Source organism: Pectobacterium peruviense (assembly GCF_003312355.2).
GTDB lineage: Bacteria > Pseudomonadota > Gammaproteobacteria > Enterobacterales > Enterobacteriaceae > Pectobacterium > Pectobacterium peruviense.
The window spans coordinates 2,250,788-2,271,576 of record NZ_CP161826.1 but is presented as its reverse complement, the minus strand read 5'-3'; the positions used below and the strand labels follow the sequence as shown (position 1 = coordinate 2,271,576).

Below are 20,789 nucleotides of genomic sequence, written 5' to 3'. Positions count from 1 at the left end.
GGCTTACTCTCTCATCCTCAAAATCAGGTTATTGATTTTCATCGGGGAGATATGTATAAAAAAAAGATAAATATATAATGAAAGTGAACCCTATGAGTGACGAACATCCCATTTACGAAATCATTCCCGTTTTAACTGGGGAGCTTTATACGCTGGTGGAGGATGACATTCTGAAATTTAACGGCTGTGATGTTATCCCCCACTATCACTTCATGAATGAAATTATGTGGTTCAGAAGAGCAGAAGGTTTATTTTCCATTAACGACGACCAGTATAAAATAAAAGACAATACGCTCATCTTCGTCCCTGCCCTCGTCATTCACGATATGTTTCTATCGCCTCAATCAGATCATCTTCGCTATTTATTTCAGTTCGAAGCTGATTTCATCAACGACACTAACCCATCAATTTCCTCGCTAAAAAAGTCAAAGCCGCTTGTCTTCCATATTGATGAAAAAAATGCAGCGAGAATTGATACACTGCTTTCCTGGTGCAATGAGTTATTTATCCACAATAAGTCCTCACTCTTGATAACGAAATTATTAGCTTCATTTATTGAGTTGGTATTTTCTTTTGATAGTCAGGAGGAAAATAAAAGCAGCCACGATGTTACATCCAGCGCATCAACCCTGATAAAATATCTGTACAGCCTGGAAAACAGCACGGAGTCGGAGATCACCACAGCGGAGGCTTCTGCCGCCTGCGGCTGGTCAAAGTCCTATTTTTCTCGACTCTTTAAAAGTTACTTTGGCATGACCTTTAAAAAGTACATGCTATTAAAGAAAATAAAACACGCCATCCGGTTACTTTCCTCGACGGAGTTAAAAATTGCAGATATTGCTGAGAATGCGGGTTTTACGGACAGCGCGTATTTTTGCATGAAATTTAAAATCGTCATGGGCTGTAGCCCAGCCACCTTCCGACACAGGATCTGGGCATCACAAAATTTGGCCGCCCCCGTTCAAATGACGCCGTGTCTGCCGGATTGATAAACAGCGGTCGTGCGATCGTCAGGCGATCTTCTTCGCGGCCTGCTGCGCCAGAATCGACAGCGCTGTTGCCTTGAAGATATGCGACTGAGACATAGCGCTTTCGGTGCGCTCACGGCAGTCACGCAGAAAATCGGGGAAAAAAGTGCGTTCGACGCTACCAGCGGGGGTAAAGCGCTGTTCACTCTTGCCATTCACCAGATAAACGACATTGCTTTCACCACGCGTGAGATCGACATATTTCCTGATTTCGATATAGCCTTCCGTTCCCAAAATGGTCAGCCGACCGTCGCCCCAGACGCTCAACCCATCCGGCGTAAACCAATCACAGCGAAAATAGCCCGTGGCTCCATTGTCGCCCAGCAGCATCGCATCGCCAAAATCCTCAAATTCGGGGTGGTGCGGGTGGTGATAATTCGCCGTCTGGCTGGTTACCACGCGCGCATCGGTGTTGCCGGTAAAATAGAGAAACTGTTCGATTTGATGGATGCCGATATCGCAGAGGATCCCGCCGTACTGACGCTTTTGATAAAACCAGTCAGGCCGCGCGCCGCGTTCACGATGTGGACCGACGCCAATAGTCTGAATCACTCGCCCAATTTCGCCCCGTTGCACCAATTCACCGGCAAACAGTGCGCTATCCACATTGATGCGTTCATTAAAGTACACGGAAAACTTGCGGCCAGTTTCCGCTACCCTACGTTGAACGGCATCCAACTGTTCCAACGTGGTCAGCGGCGGTTTGGCCGTGAAAAAATCCTTGCCCGCATCCAGCGTGCGCAGCGCCAGCTCGGCCCTGTCACAGGGAATCACCGCACAGGCGATGAGATCGATAGACGCATCGGTAATCAGCTGTTCCGCAGAAGCGGCAAAAGGAACGGAAGGGAAAAGCGAGGTAAATTTTGCCCGATTATCTAGGTCAGATTCGAATACGCCAACCAGCTCAGCACCAGCATCAATGAGCTGCTGACACATGTCATAAATGTGGTTGTGAGCTAATCCAATCGCTGCAAACCGAATCTTCTTCATCTTCACCTCTGCCGATCTCGCTATGCCGAATCACTACAATAGAGTGGAAACGGGACTAGCTAAAGACAAAAGCCGAACAACGCGTTAGAATTTTTCCTGTTTTTTTGACATATCCCTACATTTTCTGCAATGCAACCAAGAAAGATAACCATGAAAAGAAAACGTATTCTGATCCCCCTCCTCATTCTGATCCTGTTTGTGCTCTATCTGAATCGCGATGCGTTGAATCCTTTTGCCCCAGACTGCAAAAACCTGCCTGCGAATCAACCAAAGCCAGAAGCGTGCAAAAAGCCGGTGAAAGAAGTTGCACCCGGTTTTGAGATTTAAGCTGACGTTTTAGCGCGGTTTGGGGATATTGAACTGTTCCAGCGCGGGGTTAACCGTCTTGGCAAAATCCTCCCGCCGATGTTTGAGTTTGCTTTTGGCGTTGAAGAAATTTACCAACTCCGCAATCCCCATACCGATACTGAGTGCCCCGCTCACAGCCCAACCGACTGGGCCTGCGGCAGCGCCAACGGCAGAGGCGGCCGCTGCACCCGCGGCTTCACCGGCAATAGCGCCGACTACTTTCCCGGCAATCGCCGCACCCGCTTTACCCGCCAGCCCAATGGCCGTTTTGCTCCCCGCTGCCTTGGTTAAATCCTCTGCATGCAGCGACGATTTAGCAAAATCCATCACGCTGCGTCCGACATCTTTCACCGCCCGTGCATCGCTTTTTGCTTCCGAACCTACGTGAGACGAAGCCGAAAGTGAAGTATCCAGCCCAACAGATCGCGATGCGGTTGGTGACACCGCTGAAAAACGTTGGCTCATCGCCGCCTGCGCTAACAACGGGTCGGACAGTAAAATGGTGTTAATCTCTCGCGGTACCGCTCGCTCAAAATGTTGCATAACATCATCGTCTTTCTGTAGCGCCTCAATACGTTGATTCAGCACCTTCTCCGTTTCTTCCGTGTTCCGGTATTCTCGCCCTGCGACCACCTGTTCCAGCGTCTGTTGCAGTTTGACCAGCGTCGCCGATTTTTGCGCCCCGCTGTATTGCTGCGGTTGGGTAAAAATAGCGTCATTCAGCTTGCTGATATCGGTTTTCGCTGCCAGCCCCAATGCTGCCGCATTGTGCAGCGTATCCGCCGCTTCCTTACGGTTTGTCGGGGCCTGTTCACGAATCCAGCTTTTCATGTCCTTCATCATCAGTTTGCCATCGTGCGAGACACGCGCCAGTTTCTCCCCTTTAACATCAGCATGTTCCAGGATCCCGAATAATCCCGGATTCGACCACAGTTTGGCGGCGGCTTTAAGCTGAGGTGACAGCGTCGGGTTATGAGTCATGATCGCATTCAGATCGGCCAACGTGCTGGTGCGATCGTTCTGTTGTGGGGGAGAATCCGTGTAGGATTTTTTGGGATCGGCAGCATTAAGCAGGGGTTCATTAGCCAGCAAAAGCGCCGAAGATTGCACTAATCGCAGCGATTGTGCATCGGCTGCCGGATTTTTAGCCTGGTATTCCTTCACGGCGTGACTGGCATCGCTGGCGCGCCGTTCCATGTCTTTAGTAAAAGATTTGGTATCGCGATTTGAGATATGTCCGTCGGCTCTGCCACCATCTTTTGCCGTATCCATCGCCGTATAGATGGCAGGATTTTCACGCAGATAGATCAGTGCTTTTTCCGCGTTTACCCCGCCATCCTGTAGCATTTTCGCTGCGGCTAGCGGGCGGTTCAGTTCCTTCGCCGCCTTCTCGCGTTCGTTTTCCGGCAGATCGCTCAGCAGTGTCGACCACTTTTCCAGTGCTTTCGCGTTGCTGTGTTCAGAGCTATCGATCGCCTGAAGATCGACGAGAGGTTTCGGCTCCGCAATCAGTGAGCTATCTGCAATCTGCATGGGGGGCAATGCGCGCACCGGTACCGTCGTTCTCACATCAGAAGGAACCAGCGGCACGCTCGGCAACGCATCGCCAAAATCGATTGAACGCGAACCCGACTGCGCAGCGGGCAATGCTGCATGTTGCCCATGTTGTCTATTGGCTTCTGTGCCATATGCCGGCGTGGCGTTTCCCCAACTGCCTTTGCTTTCAATACGGTTGATCATCAACGTCCCCATTCTGCTGTTATCAGGCTTAATAAACGGATGTCCCGCGTCATTCGAGCACAGAAAGGCCTGCGAACGTGCTGGCCGCAGCATGACGGAGATAGCTAGATATGAGTGGCGTAAAAATGCAGTGGGTTCCCTAAAAATATTCCGGGATATTTGATGGCTGTCGGTTATTTATTCGTTTTATAGGAACGTCACTTCCAGAAAAATATTTTCGGGCATCACTCAGCCTGACAACAACGATCTCCATGACATCCACTCCTTTCCCTTACAATAATCAGACCAAATGATTACAAAAAATTTCAAAGAGTAACCAAATGTGTGATCCACATAAATGAAACAGCGTTTCCTTTTCACCATAATGCCACACAGCCTAATTATCAAGTTTACTGATTAATTAGATTGACCAGTAAAAGGTAGAAATGTTCGACACTCACTCATCAGCATAAGCCATTTCGCTGATTGAAATAGGCATAAGCAAGGCCGTATATAAGGGGTAACCGATGAATTAATAGATCCTGATTTACCAGGGAAAACGCCCTGTCTGACATTATTAATGGCGTCATCATCATTCCTGGTGATTCTATTTTTACGCCCAAAAAATTACATCAACTGTCTGGTTTTAAAGATAGAGACTGCACTCGCCAAAAATATTATTTATTCAAAAAAGAGAAAGATAGAATGAAAATATACACACGTAACCTACTCATCGTTTGTGCCGGATTCGCCCCTTTTCTTGCCCAGGCAGAAACCGATGGCAAAACCACCTTCCAATATGAACATAACTGGAAGACGGAAGACCGCCGCCACTCAGATTCCATCAAGCTCATTCACAAGAAAACAAACGGCTGGTCATACGAAGTCAAATTCAGTACGTCTGCGGGCGGGAACAGCAACTACGACGTCGCCTATGACGATATGCAAGGCGGCTCAGGCGGCATGGTGATTGGTAAAGACTTCAAGCTAAGCAAGGCCGCAACCTTAACACCTAGCTTCGAGTTCTCCATCGGGAACGCCTCCATGATGTATCAGCCGGGGCTAAAATATAACTACCGAATCAACAGTGACTGGTCCACTTATGGCCGCTATCGCTACGAATATAAAAAACCGACTCGTAGTTCACGTTATTCGATCATTTCCACGTCAGACAAATATGGTTACGCAGGGGAATCTTATTTATCAAAATCTGACACCGGGCGCCACCGTCTGGATGCAGGGGTAACCTATTCTGGGTTTGATAATATTAATTTAACTTACGTCTTTAACTACTATATCGGTGATAACACCACCAAATCGTATAAATATAGCAAGGGTGAATTCACAGAAAGAGAATACGCCGTCTATGACAACGGTAAAACGGACTATGAGCATCAGTTCAAAGTTCAATATAAGTTAAACAAACAGCTAACTCCTTACATTGAGTATGATGATATTAGCCAATCCAGCACATCATCAAGCCGTCAGGGGAAAATCAAAGTTGGTTTCAACTACGTTTTCTAAGAAATGCAGAGTTTTATAAAGTAAATACGCTGTATTTCGTATCGCGTTGATGAAAAATAAAGTCATGAATGAATTTTGTCTATCAGCGCACAGTTTTCATAATTAACGACCAATATTAATGGTGCCCATAATGAAAAAACGCTACCTTGTGGCCGGTATTCTCTTTGCCCAAATTTATGCTATTTCCGCCTCGGCTTCTGATACCAAACTCAGCTATGAACATAGTTGGGGAACAATGAATCGCTATCATGGTGATGAAGTCGGCATGCGACATTTTATGGATAATGGCCTGTACGTCGGCGTTGAGCTGAATTTTTATAATAAGAATAAAGATCTGACCATCGATGATGTCGTCTCGAATTCTTATGCTTTTTATACTGGCTATGCCTACAGCTTAACGCCTGAATTAACACTGACGCCCAATCTGGAAGCCCGCTTCTATTCCGGCGGCACCAGCGGTGAAGGTACAGTGGGTAACATCGGCGATAGTCAAACTTCCGGTGCACGCTATACGCCGGGGTTAAAACTGACCTGGGCTGTGACGGATAAGACGGATCTTCATGCGCAATATCGCTATGACCTCAGAAAAATCACTCGCAGCAAGCGTACCAGCACGGATGATGACACCCACCGTCACCGTTATGAAGCAGGCGTTGCCTACAAAGGCTTTGATAACTTCACGCTGGCGTACACCGCTTACTACTATCACGCGGATTACGTGCTGCAAAACAACAAAAAGCATGACTATCAGCAGGACTTTGACCTGTCTTACACCATCAACGACAACTGGACGGCACACGTTGGCGTTGAAGATGTCGCCAGCGGGCGTGATGTGAAATCACGTGAAGGCAAAGGCAAAGTCGGATTTACCTATACGTTCTAACGCCGACTTACTGCTACGCAATGTTTCTCGGGGATCCTGTTAATCAAACGGGATCCCTTTATTACAGCTACGGATTCACACTCGTTACAGGTAGATAATATGAAAAGATTTGCGCTGTCGCTCCTTGCGGGGCTGGTCGCTTTACAGGCCAGCGCGGCTACACCGGACCGTCTCACCATCGTCAATCAGTATGTTGACAACGTGCTGGCGAAAGCCGGTGACCATTATCACGGTCAATCACCTACACCACTACTTGCTGACGGTGTCGATCCGCGTACTGGCAAACAGATGGAGTGGATCTTCCCTGATGGTCGTCAGGCCGTATTATCCAACTTCTCCGCTCAGCAGAACCTGATGCGCGTGCTGGTTGGTCTCAGCAATCTGAGCGGTAATGCCAGCTATAAGCAGCGTGCCGAAGCGATTGTGAAGTACCATTTTCAGCATTATCAGGATGAGAGCGGTCTGCTGATTTGGGGCGGCCACCGCTTTGTTGACTTAAAAACGCTGCAACCGGAAGGTCCGAGCGAAAAAGAGATGGTGCATGAGCTGAAAAATGCCTATCCCTACTACGATTTGATGTTTAGCGTTGATAAAGACGCGACCGCACGCTTTATTCGTGGTTTCTGGAATGCGCACGTTTATGACTGGAAGATTATGGAAACCAGTCGCCACGGTAAATACGGGCAAAAAATAGGTGCACTCTGGCAAAGCCCGTTCGAACAACAGCCGCCCTTCTTCGCCACCAAGGGCCTCAGCTTCCTGAATGCGGGTAACGATCTGATCTATTCCGCATCACTGCTGTATAAATACAATAAGGAAGATGGCGCGCTGGTCTGGGCAAAACGTTTGGCGCAGCAGTATGTGCTACCACGGGATAAGGCTACCGGCCTTGGCGTGTACCAGTTTACGCAAGCGCTGAAACGCGATGAAACCACCGATGATGCGGATACACATTCCAAATACGGCGATCGCGCCCAACGTCAGTTTGGCCCAGAGTTCGGCCCGACCGCGTTGGAAGGCAATATGATGCTGAAAGGACGCACCAGCACGATCTATTCTGAAAACGCGCTCATGCAGATTCAACTGGGCAAAGATTTAGGTGCGGAAGGTAAAGAGTTGCTGACGTGGACAACCGACGGCCTGAAAGCCTTTGCCAAATATGCCTACAACGAATCCGACAACACGTTCCGTCCGATGCTGGCTAACGGCAAAGATCTTTCCAACTACGTTCTGCCGCGTGACGGCTATTACGGTAAAAAAGGCACCGTGCTCAAGCCTTATGCTGCGGATAATTCGTTCCTGCTTTCGTATGCTCGCGCCTATACCGTTTCACCGGACGCCGAGCTGTGGCGTGTTGCACGTGGTATCGCTGGCGCACAGGGGCTGGGTGAATTAGGTTCAGCACCGGGTAAAGACGTCAAAGTTGATCTCGCCACCAAGAACAACGATCCCTATGCCCTGTTCGCGCTGCTGGATCTGTATCAGGCGAGCAAAGTGAAAGACTATTTGTCGCTGGCGGAAAAAGTGGGCGATAACATTATCACCACACGTTATAAAAATGGCTTCTTCATGGCCGATCCCAACAGACAGTATGCCGACGTCGATACCATCGAGCCTTATGCCCTGTTAGCGCTGGAAGCGGCGGTGCGTAATCAGCCACAGTCCGTTGCCCCGTTCTTGAATGGCGCAGGCTTTACCGAAGGCGGCTACCGCATGGAAGACGGTTCAACGCGCGTGTCCACTCGTGATAATGAACTCTTCCTGCTGAACGTTGGTGAAACACTCAAACCCAACAACAAGAAATAAGCATTAATCTTCAACACGCCAATGGTGGTTCGCTGCCATTGGCAATCCCTCTTACTTATCCCACTCAACCATTCACAGAACAAAATAACCATTACACGGTGCACTTATATAACGTAATGCTGGCCACTATTGATGTGACCAGCATAAGTTGACGCAATAATTTCAGGTGTTAGTTAACCAGCGGGACTTCTGGGTGCACACCGAGCCAGCCCGGCGTTGGTTCTCCTTTGGCTTCACCCACATACAAGCTCAGCTGTGCGCGAAAACGTTCTACCGCACCACGGTCGTACATGAAATCAGCAAAAGCCTGAGGACGCGTGTTACGGTATTCCCAGATATGCTTGTAACCCACTGGCGGCTCAACATCGGTACGTACTGACCACATACGTGAGACCTGAGTCTGCGTTTGCGGATCCAGTACCCAGCTCAGATACAGCTTGGCGCTTTCTGGGTGTTTAGCCTGTTTGAAGATGGCTGCACGTTGCGCCCAAGAGACAAACGGATCGGACTTCGGCAGAACAAAGCGGGTTACAGCATCGGCTGCCGGAACGAGTGCGCCGGAACTGGTAAACGTTGCGCTGTATTTTCCTGTCGCGATCTCAGCACCGGGCACGTTGGTGCCACGTACGTAGACGGGATCCTGTTCCTGCAATTTTTTAACAAAATCCCAGCCGTATTTATCTACAGCCAGTTTGTACCAGAACAACACCGCATCATCGTCGTTAGGATAGGCCAGAATCAAATTGCCCCTCAGATTGGGACGAAGGTAGTCATTGACTTCGCGCGGCCAGGATTTTTCATCCAAAAGCTGGGTATTGACCAGATTGCTGAATGCAATGACATAGGCGCCAGTCCAGGCACCATCCGCATCACGAAACTCTGGGTAGATTTTGTCCCAGCCCCGAGCCTTGTAATTCAGCAGCACGCCTTCCTTTTTCCAGCGCGGGAAATTCTGCACCGTTTGCAACTGCACCACATCAGGAATCAGGGTGTCGGTCGCCAGCTGGTTATCGATACGGGCATCATGATATTTGCTGTAATCGACAATCACATTCAGTTTCATGCCAGGAAAACGTGTCTCAAATGCATTCTTGAAGCCAGTCTGCTGCGACTGCACGTCACCACCGGCATAGACCGTGACCGTACCACCTTCTCTCAACGCACTCTGATAGATTTGATCCAGCGAACGCGTCTCAATTTCGACGCCCGCCTGACTTTGTCCGACGCTGAGACCGGCCATCATGGCCAACATCAGCACTGTTTTCTTCAGGTACTTCCCAGTGTATTGCATTGTGATTTCCTTCACTTAATGAATAAAACCCGTGCCGACAAACAACAGATATCAGCCGTTGAAACGGCAACGGTGTGACCAGCGAATCGTGAGTACGCGACGCGCAGGATTGGAGCGGCGATGAGATCGCCAAAACAAAGTCGAAATAAAAAAGTATGAGCCTTCGTTATAATATCTTCCGCGCAAAGGCCAATATCCACATTTCCGCTATGGAATTAAGTCGTGAGTTTACAGGATTAAATAAAAATGCATACGAAGAAAAAGCGAACGATATAGTTAAAAATATTGAATGGATAAGAGAGGCTATTGTTCTATTCAGTGAGAACTAAATAGTGAGGGGTGGGAATCCATAGGGGGAAGAATGAAATCATTTGGTTTTTATAATAATTAAGTATTGTATAGTTTCACTTTGAAATCATACAAATATAATAACATTATAGTTGAAATCACTTACTATTTCAGCCACTAAAAAAAGACTGCAAATAATTACCACTCGATTAACGTTGGGGATTTATATACTCAGCAGCAAATAATATATGGCCGTTATTATCTGCATAATAGCTATCAGGACTGGGATAAATTATTCTTCTCAATTATCGTTACCTTATCGGTTTCAGTATCCAGAATAAGCAAAGCTTCTTGTGTCGCATCAGCTTGTATTAGAAGTTTTCCCTCACGATCCCAAATCGCCGACTGCCCTGCACAGATAAAATTATCAGCATGACCCACCGCATTCGCCATCAGGACAAACATCCCATGCTTCTTGGCGATCGCAGGATAATGCGCATAAGCCTGCATAACGCCATTAGGCGATTTTGCCACACTTGTAGCATAAAGATCGGCACCCAAGTTTGCGGCCTCAAGAGCATGAATCGGCTGCAAAGACTCATAACATATTGCAGGTACAATCAACTTCCCTTCAATACTAACCGTCGTTTGTTGCATGCCTTGCTTAAAAAAAGGCATTTCATCAGGATGAAGTAACTGCTTTGAATAAAATAACGTCTCTTTTTCAGGTTGAAAAACCATCATCGTTATCTTTATTTCATCGCTAAATTTTACGGGATAACCTACCGCAATAGAAATACTATATTCATCACTCATAGACTGAAAGATATCAAAATTACCCCCCTCAGATGGCAATGCTAAATTTTCAGCGAGTGAGGGTTCATAGCCACTTAATGAAAGCTCAGGAAAGAAGATAATATCAACAGAATTTTTCGCCGCTGTAATAATCATGCTCTGATGCCTTTTAATATTCTCATCGACATTACCGGGGGCTGATTCAAGTTGAGCGACGCAAATTTTCATTATGATGCCTTTTTCTTATAGAGAATAATATTACATGGAATTTATATCACGTAATATCAATAATGGAAAATATGAAATTTTTATAGCGACAGGGGATTTAAATGATCCCTGCGTTTAAATAAATGACAAAAAATCTGTGTTTCACGAAGGAAAAAACGGCACCGAATACACTGCAAATATTCTGCAAGGCCCCAGTTCACAGCCGTGGAAAACGTCACTTTCCAGATATTTTCTCGCATCATCAAAAGAAGACAGCAGGCAATGCTCATTGACATCCAGGTTGAGCGCGGCGACAGATCATTGAAACGGAGCTGCGATTCTGAAATTTGCATTTAGTTTAGCTATAAATATATAAATCAATAGAACTTTCGGCCCCAATACGCCCCAAGAAATGGTTCGTTTCTGCTGACCAATATATAGATGGCTTCTCCCCATCCTCTACTTCTATTAAAAGAGAAAAAATGAAAGCAACATCATACTTCTCTTTTATTTCTTGCAAGGAATCAATTTTGCACCTTAATAAATACAGCAATTTCCTTGTTTGCTCATCCACATCATAGGATTCTTCTTTCTCTGTAAAAATTGACCAACTAGTCTCCGAGCTTGGCCTTTTTCTCGTCCCGCTAATAATACCTTTTCGATGAACTTCCATAGGCTCTATCTGTAATAATGCAGTTATCTCTTCGGGTTCAAAAACATCTCCACAAATGGAAAACTCTGCTCTTACTGTTGTCTTATCCATATAACTTCCTTACTTATTAATAAATTCTCCAGTCGGGATACCTTCGCCTTACCCACCCTTTCTAAAAATCCACAATTGCCTATTATCTTTGATTGCCACTGTTACCCAACGCCATAAGCGCCGACGGCACGTTCAGGGCAACTGGCTGGAGGCGGCGGGATTTGCGACCGATACCTCGGTCGTCATCACCGTTGAACAGGAGCAACTGGTGATACGGCCTGTGGCTGAATGACAGACAAAAATTCCGGCCTTTTTAGGGGCCGGGGTTTATGTTATTTAAGGCTTGGATAGCTTTTCTATTTTCTCTATATCCATAACTATCTGACTATCAAAGTTATTTTGATCCAATTGATTTAAAAAACAACTAATTCTCCGAAAGCAAGGTAATGCAACTTTTATCTCATCACTATTTAAAGAAGATATAGACGATATTAATTGCCCGTCATAATCCTCTCCAGCCAAAGGATCTTGCTTTAAAATAGTTTCAGCTTTTGGCAAAACATCGGCTAAGAACAGATCTTGCCTTATTGCCCGAGCAACATCACCAACTTCTAATTCATCAAGAGGAATATCTATAATACTACTAAACCATTCATCCAAAGATGAATTTTCATTCAGCTCATAATTACTATTACTAATCAGTAATAACTCTCTAAATGTTGTCATATTCCGTGTCCCTTTATCGCTGACTCAAGTTTGTTAATAGCATCAGTTGCTCTTCCGTAAGCTGCCTGCGCCTCAGAATTATTGACATTTTTTATGTGTATTAGCATGATTTCTAAGACCATTAAGAGTATCGTTCATTTCCTTCATATGGTTCCAATACTTACCACTACCATCAGGCTTTATTACTGGATTGCTATCCATATCTTTCAGCGTACCGGTGATATCATGATCTTTAATCGAGTTTTTAATCAAATTATCGATCTTCTTAACAGCACTTTCCTGCTTCTGATTGAGTTTTTGAACAGGTTTATCATTCTGCTGTTTAGGATCATTTTCTGGCGGAGGTGGATTACCAGTTCCTGAACCTGTACCACCCAGCTCCGCTTTTTGCTCGTTAGTCAGATCCTTACCTAGATTCGGATTGGAAGCATTTTCAGAACCGTATTTATCCTGAAGCGAGTTCAGGTACTTCACGGTAATCTCATCATTGCCCATCATTTTCAGTCTGACGAGATGCTCCAGTTCCTCCGCCGAGAGGTTATCCGCGATTTCCTTCACAACAATACCGGTAATGCCCGCTTTCACGCCGATTTCAAGTAACTGCTCCGCTACCTTAGTTCGGCATGGTGCTGCTATCGCACATCCTTCAACCAACGCCTTGCCGAATAAGTTATTCTCAACCGCATTACGCCCTGACTGTGCGCCGCTGGCGGCGGAGGCGGTGCTGTTGCTTGCCAGGCCGGATACCAGCCCCGCAGCCAGTGTCGAGAGCGCGCTAACTGACTGTTTCTCCGCTTCCGTCAGGTCGTTCGCCGTTTTGCCGGGGTATTCTTTGGCCATGATGGCACGGGCGGCCAGTTCACCGCTGGAGGCACCTAGCGCCCCCGCTGCCGCATCCTGACCCGACAGTTGTGCAACCACTGCCCCCACCACTGCATGCGCCATCGCATTTGCTGCGATATCGGACGCTGTGGCTTTGCTCTCATCTTTCGGCATCGTGACATCTTTCACCAACTGTGCCAGATACGGTGACGCGCCGCTGGCAATCGCTTTCTGGATATCCCCGCCCGCCAGTGCCTGAATTGCCGCCGTCGCTGCCTGTGCCGCTCGCTGGAAGTCGCTACCCGTGCCGTATTTCTGCATCTCGGCCTTGTAGGTCGGCGATTCCGTCAGCGCCTTTTTATAGTCCTCCCACTGCGCGACCGAGTCACCGTCTTTCGGACGTTCGACTTTGGAATCACCTTTCGCTTCCGCGGCTTTCTGCGCTTTCAGCTCGCCTTCCGTGCGCACGATATCCATCACCTGCGCGCCGATTTCACCAATCAGCTGCGCCTGCTTCAGGCGTTTCTGCTCTTTCTCTTTGTTAAAGATCGGGCTGAGCGCGTTGTTCGCGTGCTCAACATCACGGCTCAGCGTGGCGATATCCTGCACCTGCTTCGCCGTGTCCCGCAACAGCAGGCTGCCGTCACTCACCGCCGCATAGGTGGTGCTGGATGCATTGCCACTGTTACCCAACGCCATCAGCGCCGACGGCAACGATATAACGCGCTATTACAGCCGAAGCCCCAGTCTGCACGGCTAGAAGCCGCAGGATTTGGGACCAATACACCCGTAGTCACCACCGTTGAGAAAGGTCAACTGCTGATTCGTATAGTGGCTGAATGACTGAAAAAATCTCGGCCTTTTTAGGGGCCGGGAGTTTTGTTATAGGATGATTTGGCTGGCTTTTTTCGGGCCTTACGTTCTTCTAGCATGACCTTTATCCATATTCCGACACCTAAAATAAGGCCTCCAATATATCCTGATTCAAAAAAGGATGAAAAAACGTCCAGCCAACTGAATGAAAAAAAATTCTTTTTAAAATAAATAATTAATGATGTAAGAAGTACTGATGCTGTATCAGCAACTAAAAATAAAACCAAGCAACATAATATCAACTTAGATAATCTGATAAGGCTATTTTTTAGCATTGGCATCATCCTTTTTATCGAGAGTATCTTTTACAGCATTTCCTGTTTTCTCACTGATGTAGCCCCCGATAATTGTACCTGTTAAACCAGATATGGCATCTTTTCCAAGTTTTGAGGTGGCCCCTTTTATTACTTCACCTCCGACACCACCAATAACAGTACCTGCTCCAGCACCTGCAACAGCGTTAGTCGGATCTTCCCCCTTAATACTGCTGCCAATTGCTGCGCCGCCCATGTTGATAGGTGTTGAGGCTATAATACCTTTCCCCGTCGTTGCTGCCGCTGTTACTCCTGCCATAATCGCATCAACGTAACTGAACGGATCTTTTCCGGTAAGCTGAACACCTGTATTAACCCCCACACCAATTGCTGCATTAGCCGCCATACCTTTCACAGTAACACCCAGCACACTGCCTACGAATATGGTAGGCGCATCGCCGATGCTGGCATTAGATTTGTGATAGCCCCAAGTGTTCATGATGGTCTGTGCCTTAGACATGGCTTCAGAGTCAGGGTTACGTTTCATGTAATCCTGTCCTGAGAGCAAACCTTTAACCAGTTCCTGCGAAACTGCGGAACCATACTCCTTCTCCATCTCAGACGCATAAACACGCAGATAACCCGCCAGTTCAGCCTGATCAGCACTACTCATCTGTGAAGGGTCTCTGGTAAATTTATCCACCAGAGCATCACTGCGCTTATCGGCGTTTTCCAGCTTAATCAGCTCATTAGCGGTCGCTAATGTCTTATCACCGTTCTTAATTTTTTCAACAGCCTCATCGAGTTTGTCTGAAGATGTTGCGCCGAGTAAGTTATTCTCCACCGCATTACGACCAGACTGTGCGCCGCTGGCGGCGGAGGCGGTACTGTTGCTTGCCAGGCCGGATACCAGCCCCGCAGCCAGTGTCGAGAGTGCGCTGACTGACTGTTTCTCCGCTTCCGTCAGGTCGTTCGCCGTTTTGCCGGGGTATTCTTTGGCCATGATGGCACGGGCGGCCAGTTCACCGCTGGAGGCACCTAGCGCCCCCGCTGCCGCATCCTGACCCGACAGTTGTGCAACCACCGCACCCACCACCGCATGCGCCATCGCGTTTGCTGCAATATCGGACGCTGTGGCTTTGCTCTCCGTGACATCTTTCACCAGCTGTGCCAGATACGGTGACGCGCCGCTGGCAATCGCTTTCTGGATATCCCCGCCTGCCAATGCCTGAATCGCTGCCGTCGCCGCCTGTGCCGCTCGCTGGAAATCGCTACCCCGCGCAACTGAAGTAAAAGAGTCCCAACGGCATTACACTGTCGGTTACGCCCCCAATGGCGGTAAAAAACCGCACAGCCCGCAACTCAAGCTCAGCGGCAAGTGGCTGGAAGAGCTTGGCTTTAAGACCGGACAGCCGGTGATTGTCACCGTTGAGCGCGGGTGACTGGTCATTGAGACGGAACTACGGTTCTGAATCCCGGCGCTAAGGCCGGGATAACTCACCATTTAAATTAGATCTTCACCATTTAGAAGTACAACAATATTCCCTTCCCCTAATTCTCGTCTGAATACATCTGCTATTTCAGAAGTATTCAAATCGGGAAAGGATTTGTTATTGACCGCAACTAAAAAATAGGACTTTGGTTCTTTTAGGCCAAATTCCTCAGCAACTAATAACTTAGTTTCCTGATTGTACTTTTCTATACGATCATCAATCAGTTCAAGTTGTTGGCGGCTTAAAATCACATGCGGCTCAAACATAAGATATGGGCCATCAAAGAGATGACCAGTGTGTTTCCTCGTCATATCTAGCCTTTCCTTCAACTCACCAATATCTATTGATGTGTAACATGTTATGTCAATTGACATTTACGCACCTTACTTAATTTTTATTGGTTTTCCAGACTGGTCAATAACAATAACTTTATCTAGCCCTTTTATAGGCCAATCATGAAATTGTTTTTGCAAATCGCTAACATTTGCTTTCGTATCTGCCAAATTGATAACGACATTATTAGTTTGACCACTATTCACTTTCTCTAAAGCACGATCGTAAATATTACGAACTGAATTTGTTTTAGGAGCAATATTATCAAAAATTTCTCCATTAATTTTATAGTCTGGGTTTTTAGCTCCAAGCGTTACAGGATTCTGCTCAACATGGTAGCCATTTTGGGACAGAATCGCTGCTCCTTCATTTTCTCGTTGCAATGAACGTATATTTTCCGCTGAAGCATTAGGCGGTAATTTAGTTGGTTGACCGCTTAAAGAGCCCGAAACAGCCTTTTCTGTTTTATTAGTGCTTTTCCCTGCTGCTCCAATAATCCCTGCCGCACTCGTTGCCCCTGCTTGAGCAATCGTATTAATTGCAAGCTGAGATGCTTCATCCGAACCGCCCACTGCCTGTGCGTTATGTATGGCCTTTAAACGTCCAGCTTCCAGAGCAGGCGTCACAATGTGCAGATAAGTCCACTCCTCAAGATCTGCACCATTCAAGCGGCCATTGGCCCGAAGTTTTTCCCCCAGTTCCTCAATTCGCTGACCATAATCTGCCTGCAACTCCGCCATTTCTTTGGCTTTTACAACACAAACATCAACGCTAGAACAATTTTCAACACTCTTGATTTGTTCGTCGGAGATTTTCTTGAACTTCTCCGTCACCCCGTCTTTACAGGCGCTATCACTGCCACAGAATGACATTTCACTTAGCCGTTGACGGTTCTCCTCTGTACTGAGGAAGTTATTCTCCACCGCATTACGCCCAGACTGCGCGCCGCTGGCGGCGGAGGCGGTGCTGTTGCTTGCCAGGCCGGATACCAGCCCCGCGGCCAGTGTCGAGAGCGCGCTAACTGACTGTTTCTCCGCTTCCGTCAGGTCGTTCGCCGTTTTGCCGGGGTATTCTTTGGCCATGATGGCACGGGCGGCCAGTTCACCGCTGGAGGCACCTAGCGCCCCCGCTGCCGCATCCTGACCCGACAGTTGTGCAACCACCGCACCCACCACCGCATGCGCCATCGCGTTTGCTGCAATATAGGACGCTGTGGCTTTGCTCTCATCTTTCGGCATCGTGACATCTTTCACCAGCTGTGCCAGATACGGTGACGCGCCGCTGGCAATCGCTTTCTGGATATCCCCGCCCGCCAGTGCCTGAATTGCCGCCGTCGCCGCCTGTGCCGCTCGCTGGAAGTCGCTACCCGTGCCGTATTTCTGCATCTCGGCCTTGTAGGTCGGCGATTCCGTCAGCGCCTTTTTATAGTCCTCCCACTGCGCGACCGAGTCACCGTCTTTCGGACGTTCGACTTTGGAATCACCTTTCGCTTCCGCGGCTTTCTGCGCTTTCAGCTCGCCTTCCGTGCGCACGATATCCATCACCTGCGCGCCGATTTCACCAATCAGCTGCGCCTGCTTCAGGCGTTTCTGCTCTTTCTCTTTGTTAAAGATCGGGCTGAGCGCGTTGTTCGCGTGCTCAACATCACGGCTCAGCGTGGCGATATCCTGCACCTGCTTCGCAGTATCCCGCAGTAGTAGATTTTCGTCACTATCGGTCATCCCTTGCTACATACTGAAATGTTATTTTCCACAATAGTCCATCAATGGATAATTTCTATTCACTGTTTAGTTCCAGAAGAAGGAGGGGGAGTCCTGAACTTATCTATCAAATTAAAAATCAATGTACACAAAGTTATTACCATTCCTGCAATAAATCCAAAAACAATCGCTCTTTTCATTTGTCCATGAGGGATAAGAAAGTAACCATTTTTTATATAAAAAACAAATGACGCCCCCAATCCAAATACAAAACAGAGCGATATACAAAAGAAGCAAGAGTATAATAATAATTTAAGATAAGTCTTCATTTGTCATTTTCCTTTTTCTCTTCTTGTGTTCCATTTTGTGCCGGAGCATTTATTAAATCTTTGGTATATCCTCCTAAAAATTCAGATCCAAGAGAACCAACAACATCAAATACAAATCCAGGAGTTTTGTCGTTTCCCATGATTTTTTCAACTCCAACAGGAGCATATTTCCCAAACGCTCCACCAGCCCAAGAACCTGCAGCCGCACTGCCAATAGCCCCTATGTTTGGCCCATCAGTAAATACTGCGCTTCCCATCGCTATACCGACGTTCGGTAAAATATTACGCCCAGGTGCCAGCCCACCAGTAACTAACGCAGCTGTGGTACTCCAATAATCATAAGTCTTATTTTTATTGTTTGGCTGGCTCAGGTCATACCATTGGTATGCGGCATTCGCACCGCCACTCAGAACAGAACCGACCACAACTTTCCCTAACGCCGCCGCTGGCCCTATATACCACGCACCCGCTATCAACACACCATTTGTATATCCATTCACGATTGCTTTCGAGATATCCTGTCCTTCAGGCATAACACCCGTCACTAACCTATGCATCGCATACTGACGCTCTTCTTCCGTTATCGGATTCAGCACGTTACCGTTTTCATCCAGCAAATTGGTATTGGTATACAACGATGTCATCGACATACCAACATCAGTCATCCCTTTTGGCATGCCATTTGGACCAAAGTAGTTATTCTCCACCGCATTACGACCAGACTGTGCGCCGCTGGCGGCGGAGGCGGTGCTGTTGCTTGCCTGGCCGGATACCAGCCCCGCAGCCAGTGTCGAGAGTGCGCTGACTGACTGTTTCTCCGCTTCCGTCAGGTCGTTCGCCGTTTTGCCGGGGTATTCTTTGGCCATGATGGCACGGGCGGCCAGTTCACCGCTGGAGGCACCTAGCGCCCCCGCTGCCGCATCCTGACCCGACAGTTGTGCAACCACTGCCCCCACCACTGCATGCGCCATCGCATTTGCTGCGATATCGGACGCTGTGGCTTTGCTCTCATCCTTCGGCATCGTGACATCTTTCACCAGCTGTGCCAGATACGGTGACGCGCCGCTGGCAATCGCTTTCTGGATATCACCGCCCGCCAGTGCCTGAATTGCTGCCGTCGCTGCCTGTGCCGTATTTCTGCATCTCGGCCTTGTAGGTCGGCGATTCCGTCAGCGCCTTTTTATAGTCCTCCCACTGCGCGACCGAGTCACCGTCTTTCGGACGTTCGACTTTGGAATCACCTTTCGCTTCCGCGGCTTTCTGCGCTTTCAGCTCGCCTTCCGTGCGCACAATATCCATCACCTGCGCGCCGATTTCACCAATCAGCTGCGCCTGCTTCAGGCGTTTCTGCTCTTTCTCTTTGTTAAAGATCGGGCTGAGCGCGTTGTTCGCGTGCTCAACATCACGGCTCAGCGTGGCGATATCCTGCACCTGCTTCGCCGTGTCCCGCAACAGCAGGCTGCCGTCACTCACCGCCGCATAGGTGGTGCTGGATGCATTGCCACTGTTACCCAACGCCATCATCGCCAACGTCGACAGCATGCTACCGCCCATCGATGGGCTGGCGCTGAAACCTACGCCGCTGTGCTCCGCTTTAAGGTCGCTATATCAGCCGCCGTCACGCCGACCGCAATGATATGATGAGCTATTACAGCCGAAGCCCCAGTCTGCACAGCTAGAAGCCGCAGGATTTGGGACCAATACCTCGGTCGTCGTCACTGTTGAGCACGGCCAACTGCTGATCCGCATTGTGACTGAATGACAGATAAAAAATCCCGGCCTTTTTAGAGGCCGGGATTTATAAGACGGTTACAAAAGTGGTTACTTTAGCGGTTCTATGTCATCAGGATAAACTGTTAACACGTCTAATGTATTACCTTCACTATCAATAAACTCCACCTCATAACCTAATACAGGTTCTTGATATACGATTACAACAGCACCTTTACATCCTTTGAGTATCGTGTCAGACAAGTCTTTTTTTGCCTTAATCACATCATATTCTTTGATCATATAGTGAACACCAAGATATATATTTCTTAGCCGGAAGTATTTTTCATCACATCCTAAATCTGAGCATCAACCAAATTCCTAATGCAGCAACAGGTCCAGTCATGGCTCCCAATGTAAAACAATCCATTGCAGTCCCCCATGTAAAGTTAAATCCCCCTCCCCTAAAAAAACAAAGAAAATCAAACATCAAATTCAACAAAAAAAATAAAAAAAACATTGCCATAATACAAGAAATCATCAGATAGAAAAAAACACTCACGTTTATCTTCTTATTTTTCATTTCTGATATCCTTTACCTTATTCTCAGTATATTTCCCGCCAACTTCAGCACCAACGGAGCCCCCAAGCCCACCAACAGTTCCTGGGATAGGACTTTTAGGCTTACCTGTTGTAATCCAAGGAAATATAACAGGGATATCACCATATTCATCTCGTACATTATTAAAGATCGGCTTCAAAGGTGCTTCTATCAGTTTCCTTGTCCCAAAAGCGCATTGTTCGCATGCTCAACATCACGGCTCAGCATGGCTGATATCCCGCAACAGCAGGCTGCCGTCGCTCGAACATCATTATATGACTAGATTTTAGAAGCAAACTCCAATATCACTTGCTGGACGCCTTGGGATTTGGGACAGATACCCCGGTCGTTATGGCTGTTGAGCAC

21 protein-coding genes and 1 pseudogene are annotated in these 20,789 nt (G+C 47.7%); 7 read left to right on the top strand and 15 right to left on the bottom strand.

Features of this window, described 5'->3' with window-relative positions; all coding sequences use genetic code 11:
* Positions 1–92: 92 nt before the first annotated feature.
* On the top strand, positions 93–989 hold the full coding sequence (locus DUT67_RS10270) for a helix-turn-helix domain-containing protein (protein WP_223254651.1): 897 nt from the start codon (positions 93–95) through the stop codon (positions 987–989).
* 21 nt (positions 990–1,010) lie between these two features.
* On the opposite strand, the gene DUT67_RS10265 is transcribed toward DUT67_RS10270, so the two are convergent.
* Positions 1,011–2,018 carry a Gfo/Idh/MocA family protein gene (locus DUT67_RS10265; RefSeq protein WP_113628076.1) on the bottom strand — a complete coding sequence of 336 codons (1,008 nt, stop codon included), beginning with the start codon at positions 2,016–2,018 and terminating at the stop codon, positions 1,011–1,013.
* A gap of 150 nt (positions 2,019–2,168) precedes the next feature.
* Between DUT67_RS10265 and DUT67_RS10260 the strand changes: the two genes are divergently transcribed.
* Positions 2,169–2,345, top strand: a complete 177-nt coding sequence (locus DUT67_RS10260; RefSeq protein ID WP_011093700.1) for a hypothetical protein — start codon at positions 2,169–2,171, stop codon at positions 2,343–2,345.
* A gap of 9 nt (positions 2,346–2,354) precedes the next feature.
* On the opposite strand, the gene DUT67_RS10255 is transcribed toward DUT67_RS10260, so the two are convergent.
* A complete protein-coding gene (locus DUT67_RS10255) occupies positions 2,355–4,106 on the bottom strand; it encodes a type III effector HrpK domain-containing protein (RefSeq protein WP_113632960.1) in 1,752 nt (583 codons plus the stop codon).
* A gap of 684 nt (positions 4,107–4,790) precedes the next feature.
* Between DUT67_RS10255 and DUT67_RS10250 the strand changes: the two genes are divergently transcribed.
* The 3 genes from DUT67_RS10250 to DUT67_RS10240 all read left to right on the top strand — a co-directional run bounded on the left by DUT67_RS10250 (position 4,791) and on the right by DUT67_RS10240 (position 8,298).
* Positions 4,791–5,609 carry an oligogalacturonate-specific porin KdgM family protein gene (locus DUT67_RS10250; protein WP_113628074.1) on the top strand — a complete coding sequence of 273 codons (819 nt, stop codon included), beginning with the start codon at positions 4,791–4,793 and terminating at the stop codon, positions 5,607–5,609.
* Positions 5,610–5,739: 130 nt separating this feature from the next.
* The gene (locus tag DUT67_RS10245; RefSeq protein ID WP_113628073.1) at positions 5,740–6,492 is read left to right on the top strand and encodes an oligogalacturonate-specific porin KdgM family protein; all 753 of its coding nucleotides are present in this window, start codon (positions 5,740–5,742) and stop codon (positions 6,490–6,492) included.
* 99 nt (positions 6,493–6,591) lie between these two features.
* A complete protein-coding gene (locus DUT67_RS10240; RefSeq protein WP_113628072.1) occupies positions 6,592–8,298 on the top strand; it encodes a pectate lyase in 1,707 nt (568 codons plus the stop codon).
* A 169-nt stretch (positions 8,299–8,467) separates the two neighbouring features.
* Here the strand turns inward: DUT67_RS10240 and DUT67_RS10235 are convergent, their stop codons facing one another.
* The 3 genes from DUT67_RS10235 to DUT67_RS10225 form a co-directional block, all read right to left on the bottom strand.
* The gene (locus DUT67_RS10235; RefSeq protein WP_048259997.1) at positions 8,468–9,589 is read right to left on the bottom strand and encodes an ABC transporter substrate-binding protein; all 1,122 of its coding nucleotides are present in this window, start codon (positions 9,587–9,589) and stop codon (positions 8,468–8,470) included.
* A gap of 564 nt (positions 9,590–10,153) precedes the next feature.
* Entirely contained in the window at positions 10,154–10,900 is a 747-nt protein-coding gene (locus DUT67_RS10230) for a carbon-nitrogen hydrolase family protein (RefSeq protein ID WP_113628071.1), read from the bottom strand.
* 337 nt (positions 10,901–11,237) lie between these two features.
* A complete protein-coding gene (locus tag DUT67_RS10225; protein ID WP_113628070.1) occupies positions 11,238–11,642 on the bottom strand; it encodes a DUF4279 domain-containing protein in 405 nt (134 codons plus the stop codon).
* Positions 11,643–11,730: 88 nt separating this feature from the next.
* Here DUT67_RS10225 and DUT67_RS10220 point away from each other — a divergent pair, with 88 nt between their 5' ends.
* On the top strand, positions 11,731–11,874 hold the full coding sequence (locus tag DUT67_RS10220) for a SymE family type I addiction module toxin (RefSeq protein ID WP_223254650.1): 144 nt from the start codon (positions 11,731–11,733) through the stop codon (positions 11,872–11,874).
* A 44-nt stretch (positions 11,875–11,918) separates the two neighbouring features.
* Here the strand turns inward: DUT67_RS10220 and DUT67_RS10215 are convergent, their stop codons facing one another.
* From DUT67_RS10215 to DUT67_RS10205, 3 genes are all read right to left on the bottom strand, one after another.
* Positions 11,919–12,308, bottom strand: a complete 390-nt coding sequence (locus DUT67_RS10215; RefSeq protein WP_113628068.1) for a contact-dependent growth inhibition system immunity protein — start codon at positions 12,306–12,308, stop codon at positions 11,919–11,921.
* Between the two features lie 78 nt (positions 12,309–12,386).
* A complete protein-coding gene (locus DUT67_RS10210; protein ID WP_368350129.1) occupies positions 12,387–13,829 on the bottom strand; it encodes a VENN motif pre-toxin domain-containing protein in 1,443 nt (480 codons plus the stop codon).
* Positions 13,830–14,264: 435 nt separating this feature from the next.
* Positions 14,265–15,482 (bottom strand): VENN motif pre-toxin domain-containing protein, encoded by a 1,218-nt coding sequence (locus tag DUT67_RS10205; protein ID WP_368350128.1) that lies wholly within the window; start codon positions 15,480–15,482, stop codon positions 14,265–14,267.
* Between the two features lie 70 nt (positions 15,483–15,552).
* Here DUT67_RS10205 and DUT67_RS10200 point away from each other — a divergent pair.
* Positions 15,553–15,699 (top strand): annotated as a pseudogene (locus tag DUT67_RS10200) (SymE family type I addiction module toxin); the annotation flags it as partial.
* Positions 15,700–15,761: 62 nt separating this feature from the next.
* Here the strand turns inward: DUT67_RS10200 and DUT67_RS10195 are convergent.
* From DUT67_RS10195 to DUT67_RS10165, 7 genes are all read right to left on the bottom strand, one after another.
* Positions 15,762–16,124 carry a hypothetical protein gene (locus DUT67_RS10195; RefSeq protein WP_113628143.1) on the bottom strand — a complete coding sequence of 121 codons (363 nt, stop codon included), beginning with the start codon at positions 16,122–16,124 and terminating at the stop codon, positions 15,762–15,764.
* Between the two features lie 9 nt (positions 16,125–16,133).
* Complete coding sequence (locus tag DUT67_RS10190) at positions 16,134–17,804, bottom strand: VENN motif pre-toxin domain-containing protein (protein ID WP_368350127.1); 1,671 nt, start codon at positions 17,802–17,804, stop codon at positions 16,134–16,136.
* Positions 17,805–18,108: 304 nt separating this feature from the next.
* Complete coding sequence (locus DUT67_RS10185) at positions 18,109–19,134, bottom strand: VENN motif pre-toxin domain-containing protein (protein WP_368350126.1); 1,026 nt, start codon at positions 19,132–19,134, stop codon at positions 18,109–18,111.
* 64 nt (positions 19,135–19,198) lie between these two features.
* Positions 19,199–19,654, bottom strand: coding sequence for a hypothetical protein (locus tag DUT67_RS10180; RefSeq protein WP_368350125.1), 456 nt, complete (start codon positions 19,652–19,654; stop codon positions 19,199–19,201).
* Positions 19,655–19,933: 279 nt separating this feature from the next.
* On the bottom strand, positions 19,934–20,125 hold the full coding sequence (locus DUT67_RS10175) for a DUF4926 domain-containing protein (protein ID WP_113628154.1): 192 nt from the start codon (positions 20,123–20,125) through the stop codon (positions 19,934–19,936).
* Between the two features lie 46 nt (positions 20,126–20,171).
* On the bottom strand, positions 20,172–20,405 hold the full coding sequence (locus DUT67_RS10170) for a hypothetical protein (RefSeq protein ID WP_113628153.1): 234 nt from the start codon (positions 20,403–20,405) through the stop codon (positions 20,172–20,174).
* The gene (locus tag DUT67_RS10165) at positions 20,395–20,583 is read right to left on the bottom strand and encodes a hypothetical protein (RefSeq protein ID WP_145962319.1); all 189 of its coding nucleotides are present in this window, start codon (positions 20,581–20,583) and stop codon (positions 20,395–20,397) included. The genes DUT67_RS10170 and DUT67_RS10165 overlap by 11 nt, the downstream gene beginning before the upstream one ends.
* Between the last annotated feature and the right edge of the window lie 206 nt (positions 20,584–20,789).

Coding starts and splice junctions, on each gene's coding strand:
- DUT67_RS10270 (WP_223254651.1), top strand. CDS start 93: ATGAGTGACGAACATCCCATTTACGAAATCATTCCCGTTTTAACTGGG.
- DUT67_RS10265 (WP_113628076.1), bottom strand. CDS start 2,018: ATGAAGAAGATTCGGTTTGCAGCGATTGGATTAGCTCACAACCACATT.
- DUT67_RS10260 (WP_011093700.1), top strand. CDS start 2,169: ATGAAAAGAAAACGTATTCTGATCCCCCTCCTCATTCTGATCCTGTTT.
- DUT67_RS10255 (WP_113632960.1), bottom strand. CDS start 4,106: ATGATCAACCGTATTGAAAGCAAAGGCAGTTGGGGAAACGCCACGCCG.
- DUT67_RS10250 (WP_113628074.1), top strand. CDS start 4,791: ATGAAAATATACACACGTAACCTACTCATCGTTTGTGCCGGATTCGCC.
- DUT67_RS10245 (WP_113628073.1), top strand. CDS start 5,740: ATGAAAAAACGCTACCTTGTGGCCGGTATTCTCTTTGCCCAAATTTAT.
- DUT67_RS10240 (WP_113628072.1), top strand. CDS start 6,592: ATGAAAAGATTTGCGCTGTCGCTCCTTGCGGGGCTGGTCGCTTTACAG.
- DUT67_RS10235 (WP_048259997.1), bottom strand. CDS start 9,589: ATGCAATACACTGGGAAGTACCTGAAGAAAACAGTGCTGATGTTGGCC.
- DUT67_RS10230 (WP_113628071.1), bottom strand. CDS start 10,900: ATGAAAATTTGCGTCGCTCAACTTGAATCAGCCCCCGGTAATGTCGAT.
- DUT67_RS10225 (WP_113628070.1), bottom strand. CDS start 11,642: ATGGATAAGACAACAGTAAGAGCAGAGTTTTCCATTTGTGGAGATGTT.
- DUT67_RS10215 (WP_113628068.1), bottom strand. CDS start 12,308: ATGACAACATTTAGAGAGTTATTACTGATTAGTAATAGTAATTATGAG.
- DUT67_RS10210 (WP_368350129.1), bottom strand. CDS start 13,829: ATGGCGTTGGGTAACAGTGGCAATGCATCCAGCACCACCTATGCGGCG.
- DUT67_RS10195 (WP_113628143.1), bottom strand. CDS start 16,124: ATGTCAATTGACATAACATGTTACACATCAATAGATATTGGTGAGTTG.
- DUT67_RS10190 (WP_368350127.1), bottom strand. CDS start 17,804: ATGACCGATAGTGACGAAAATCTACTACTGCGGGATACTGCGAAGCAG.
- DUT67_RS10185 (WP_368350126.1), bottom strand. CDS start 19,134: ATGCCGAAGGATGAGAGCAAAGCCACAGCGTCCGATATCGCAGCAAAT.
- DUT67_RS10180 (WP_368350125.1), bottom strand. CDS start 19,654: ATGCTGTCGACGTTGGCGATGATGGCGTTGGGTAACAGTGGCAATGCA.
- DUT67_RS10175 (WP_113628154.1), bottom strand. CDS start 20,125: ATGATCAAAGAATATGATGTGATTAAGGCAAAAAAAGACTTGTCTGAC.
- DUT67_RS10170 (WP_113628153.1), bottom strand. CDS start 20,405: ATGAAAAATAAGAAGATAAACGTGAGTGTTTTTTTCTATCTGATGATT.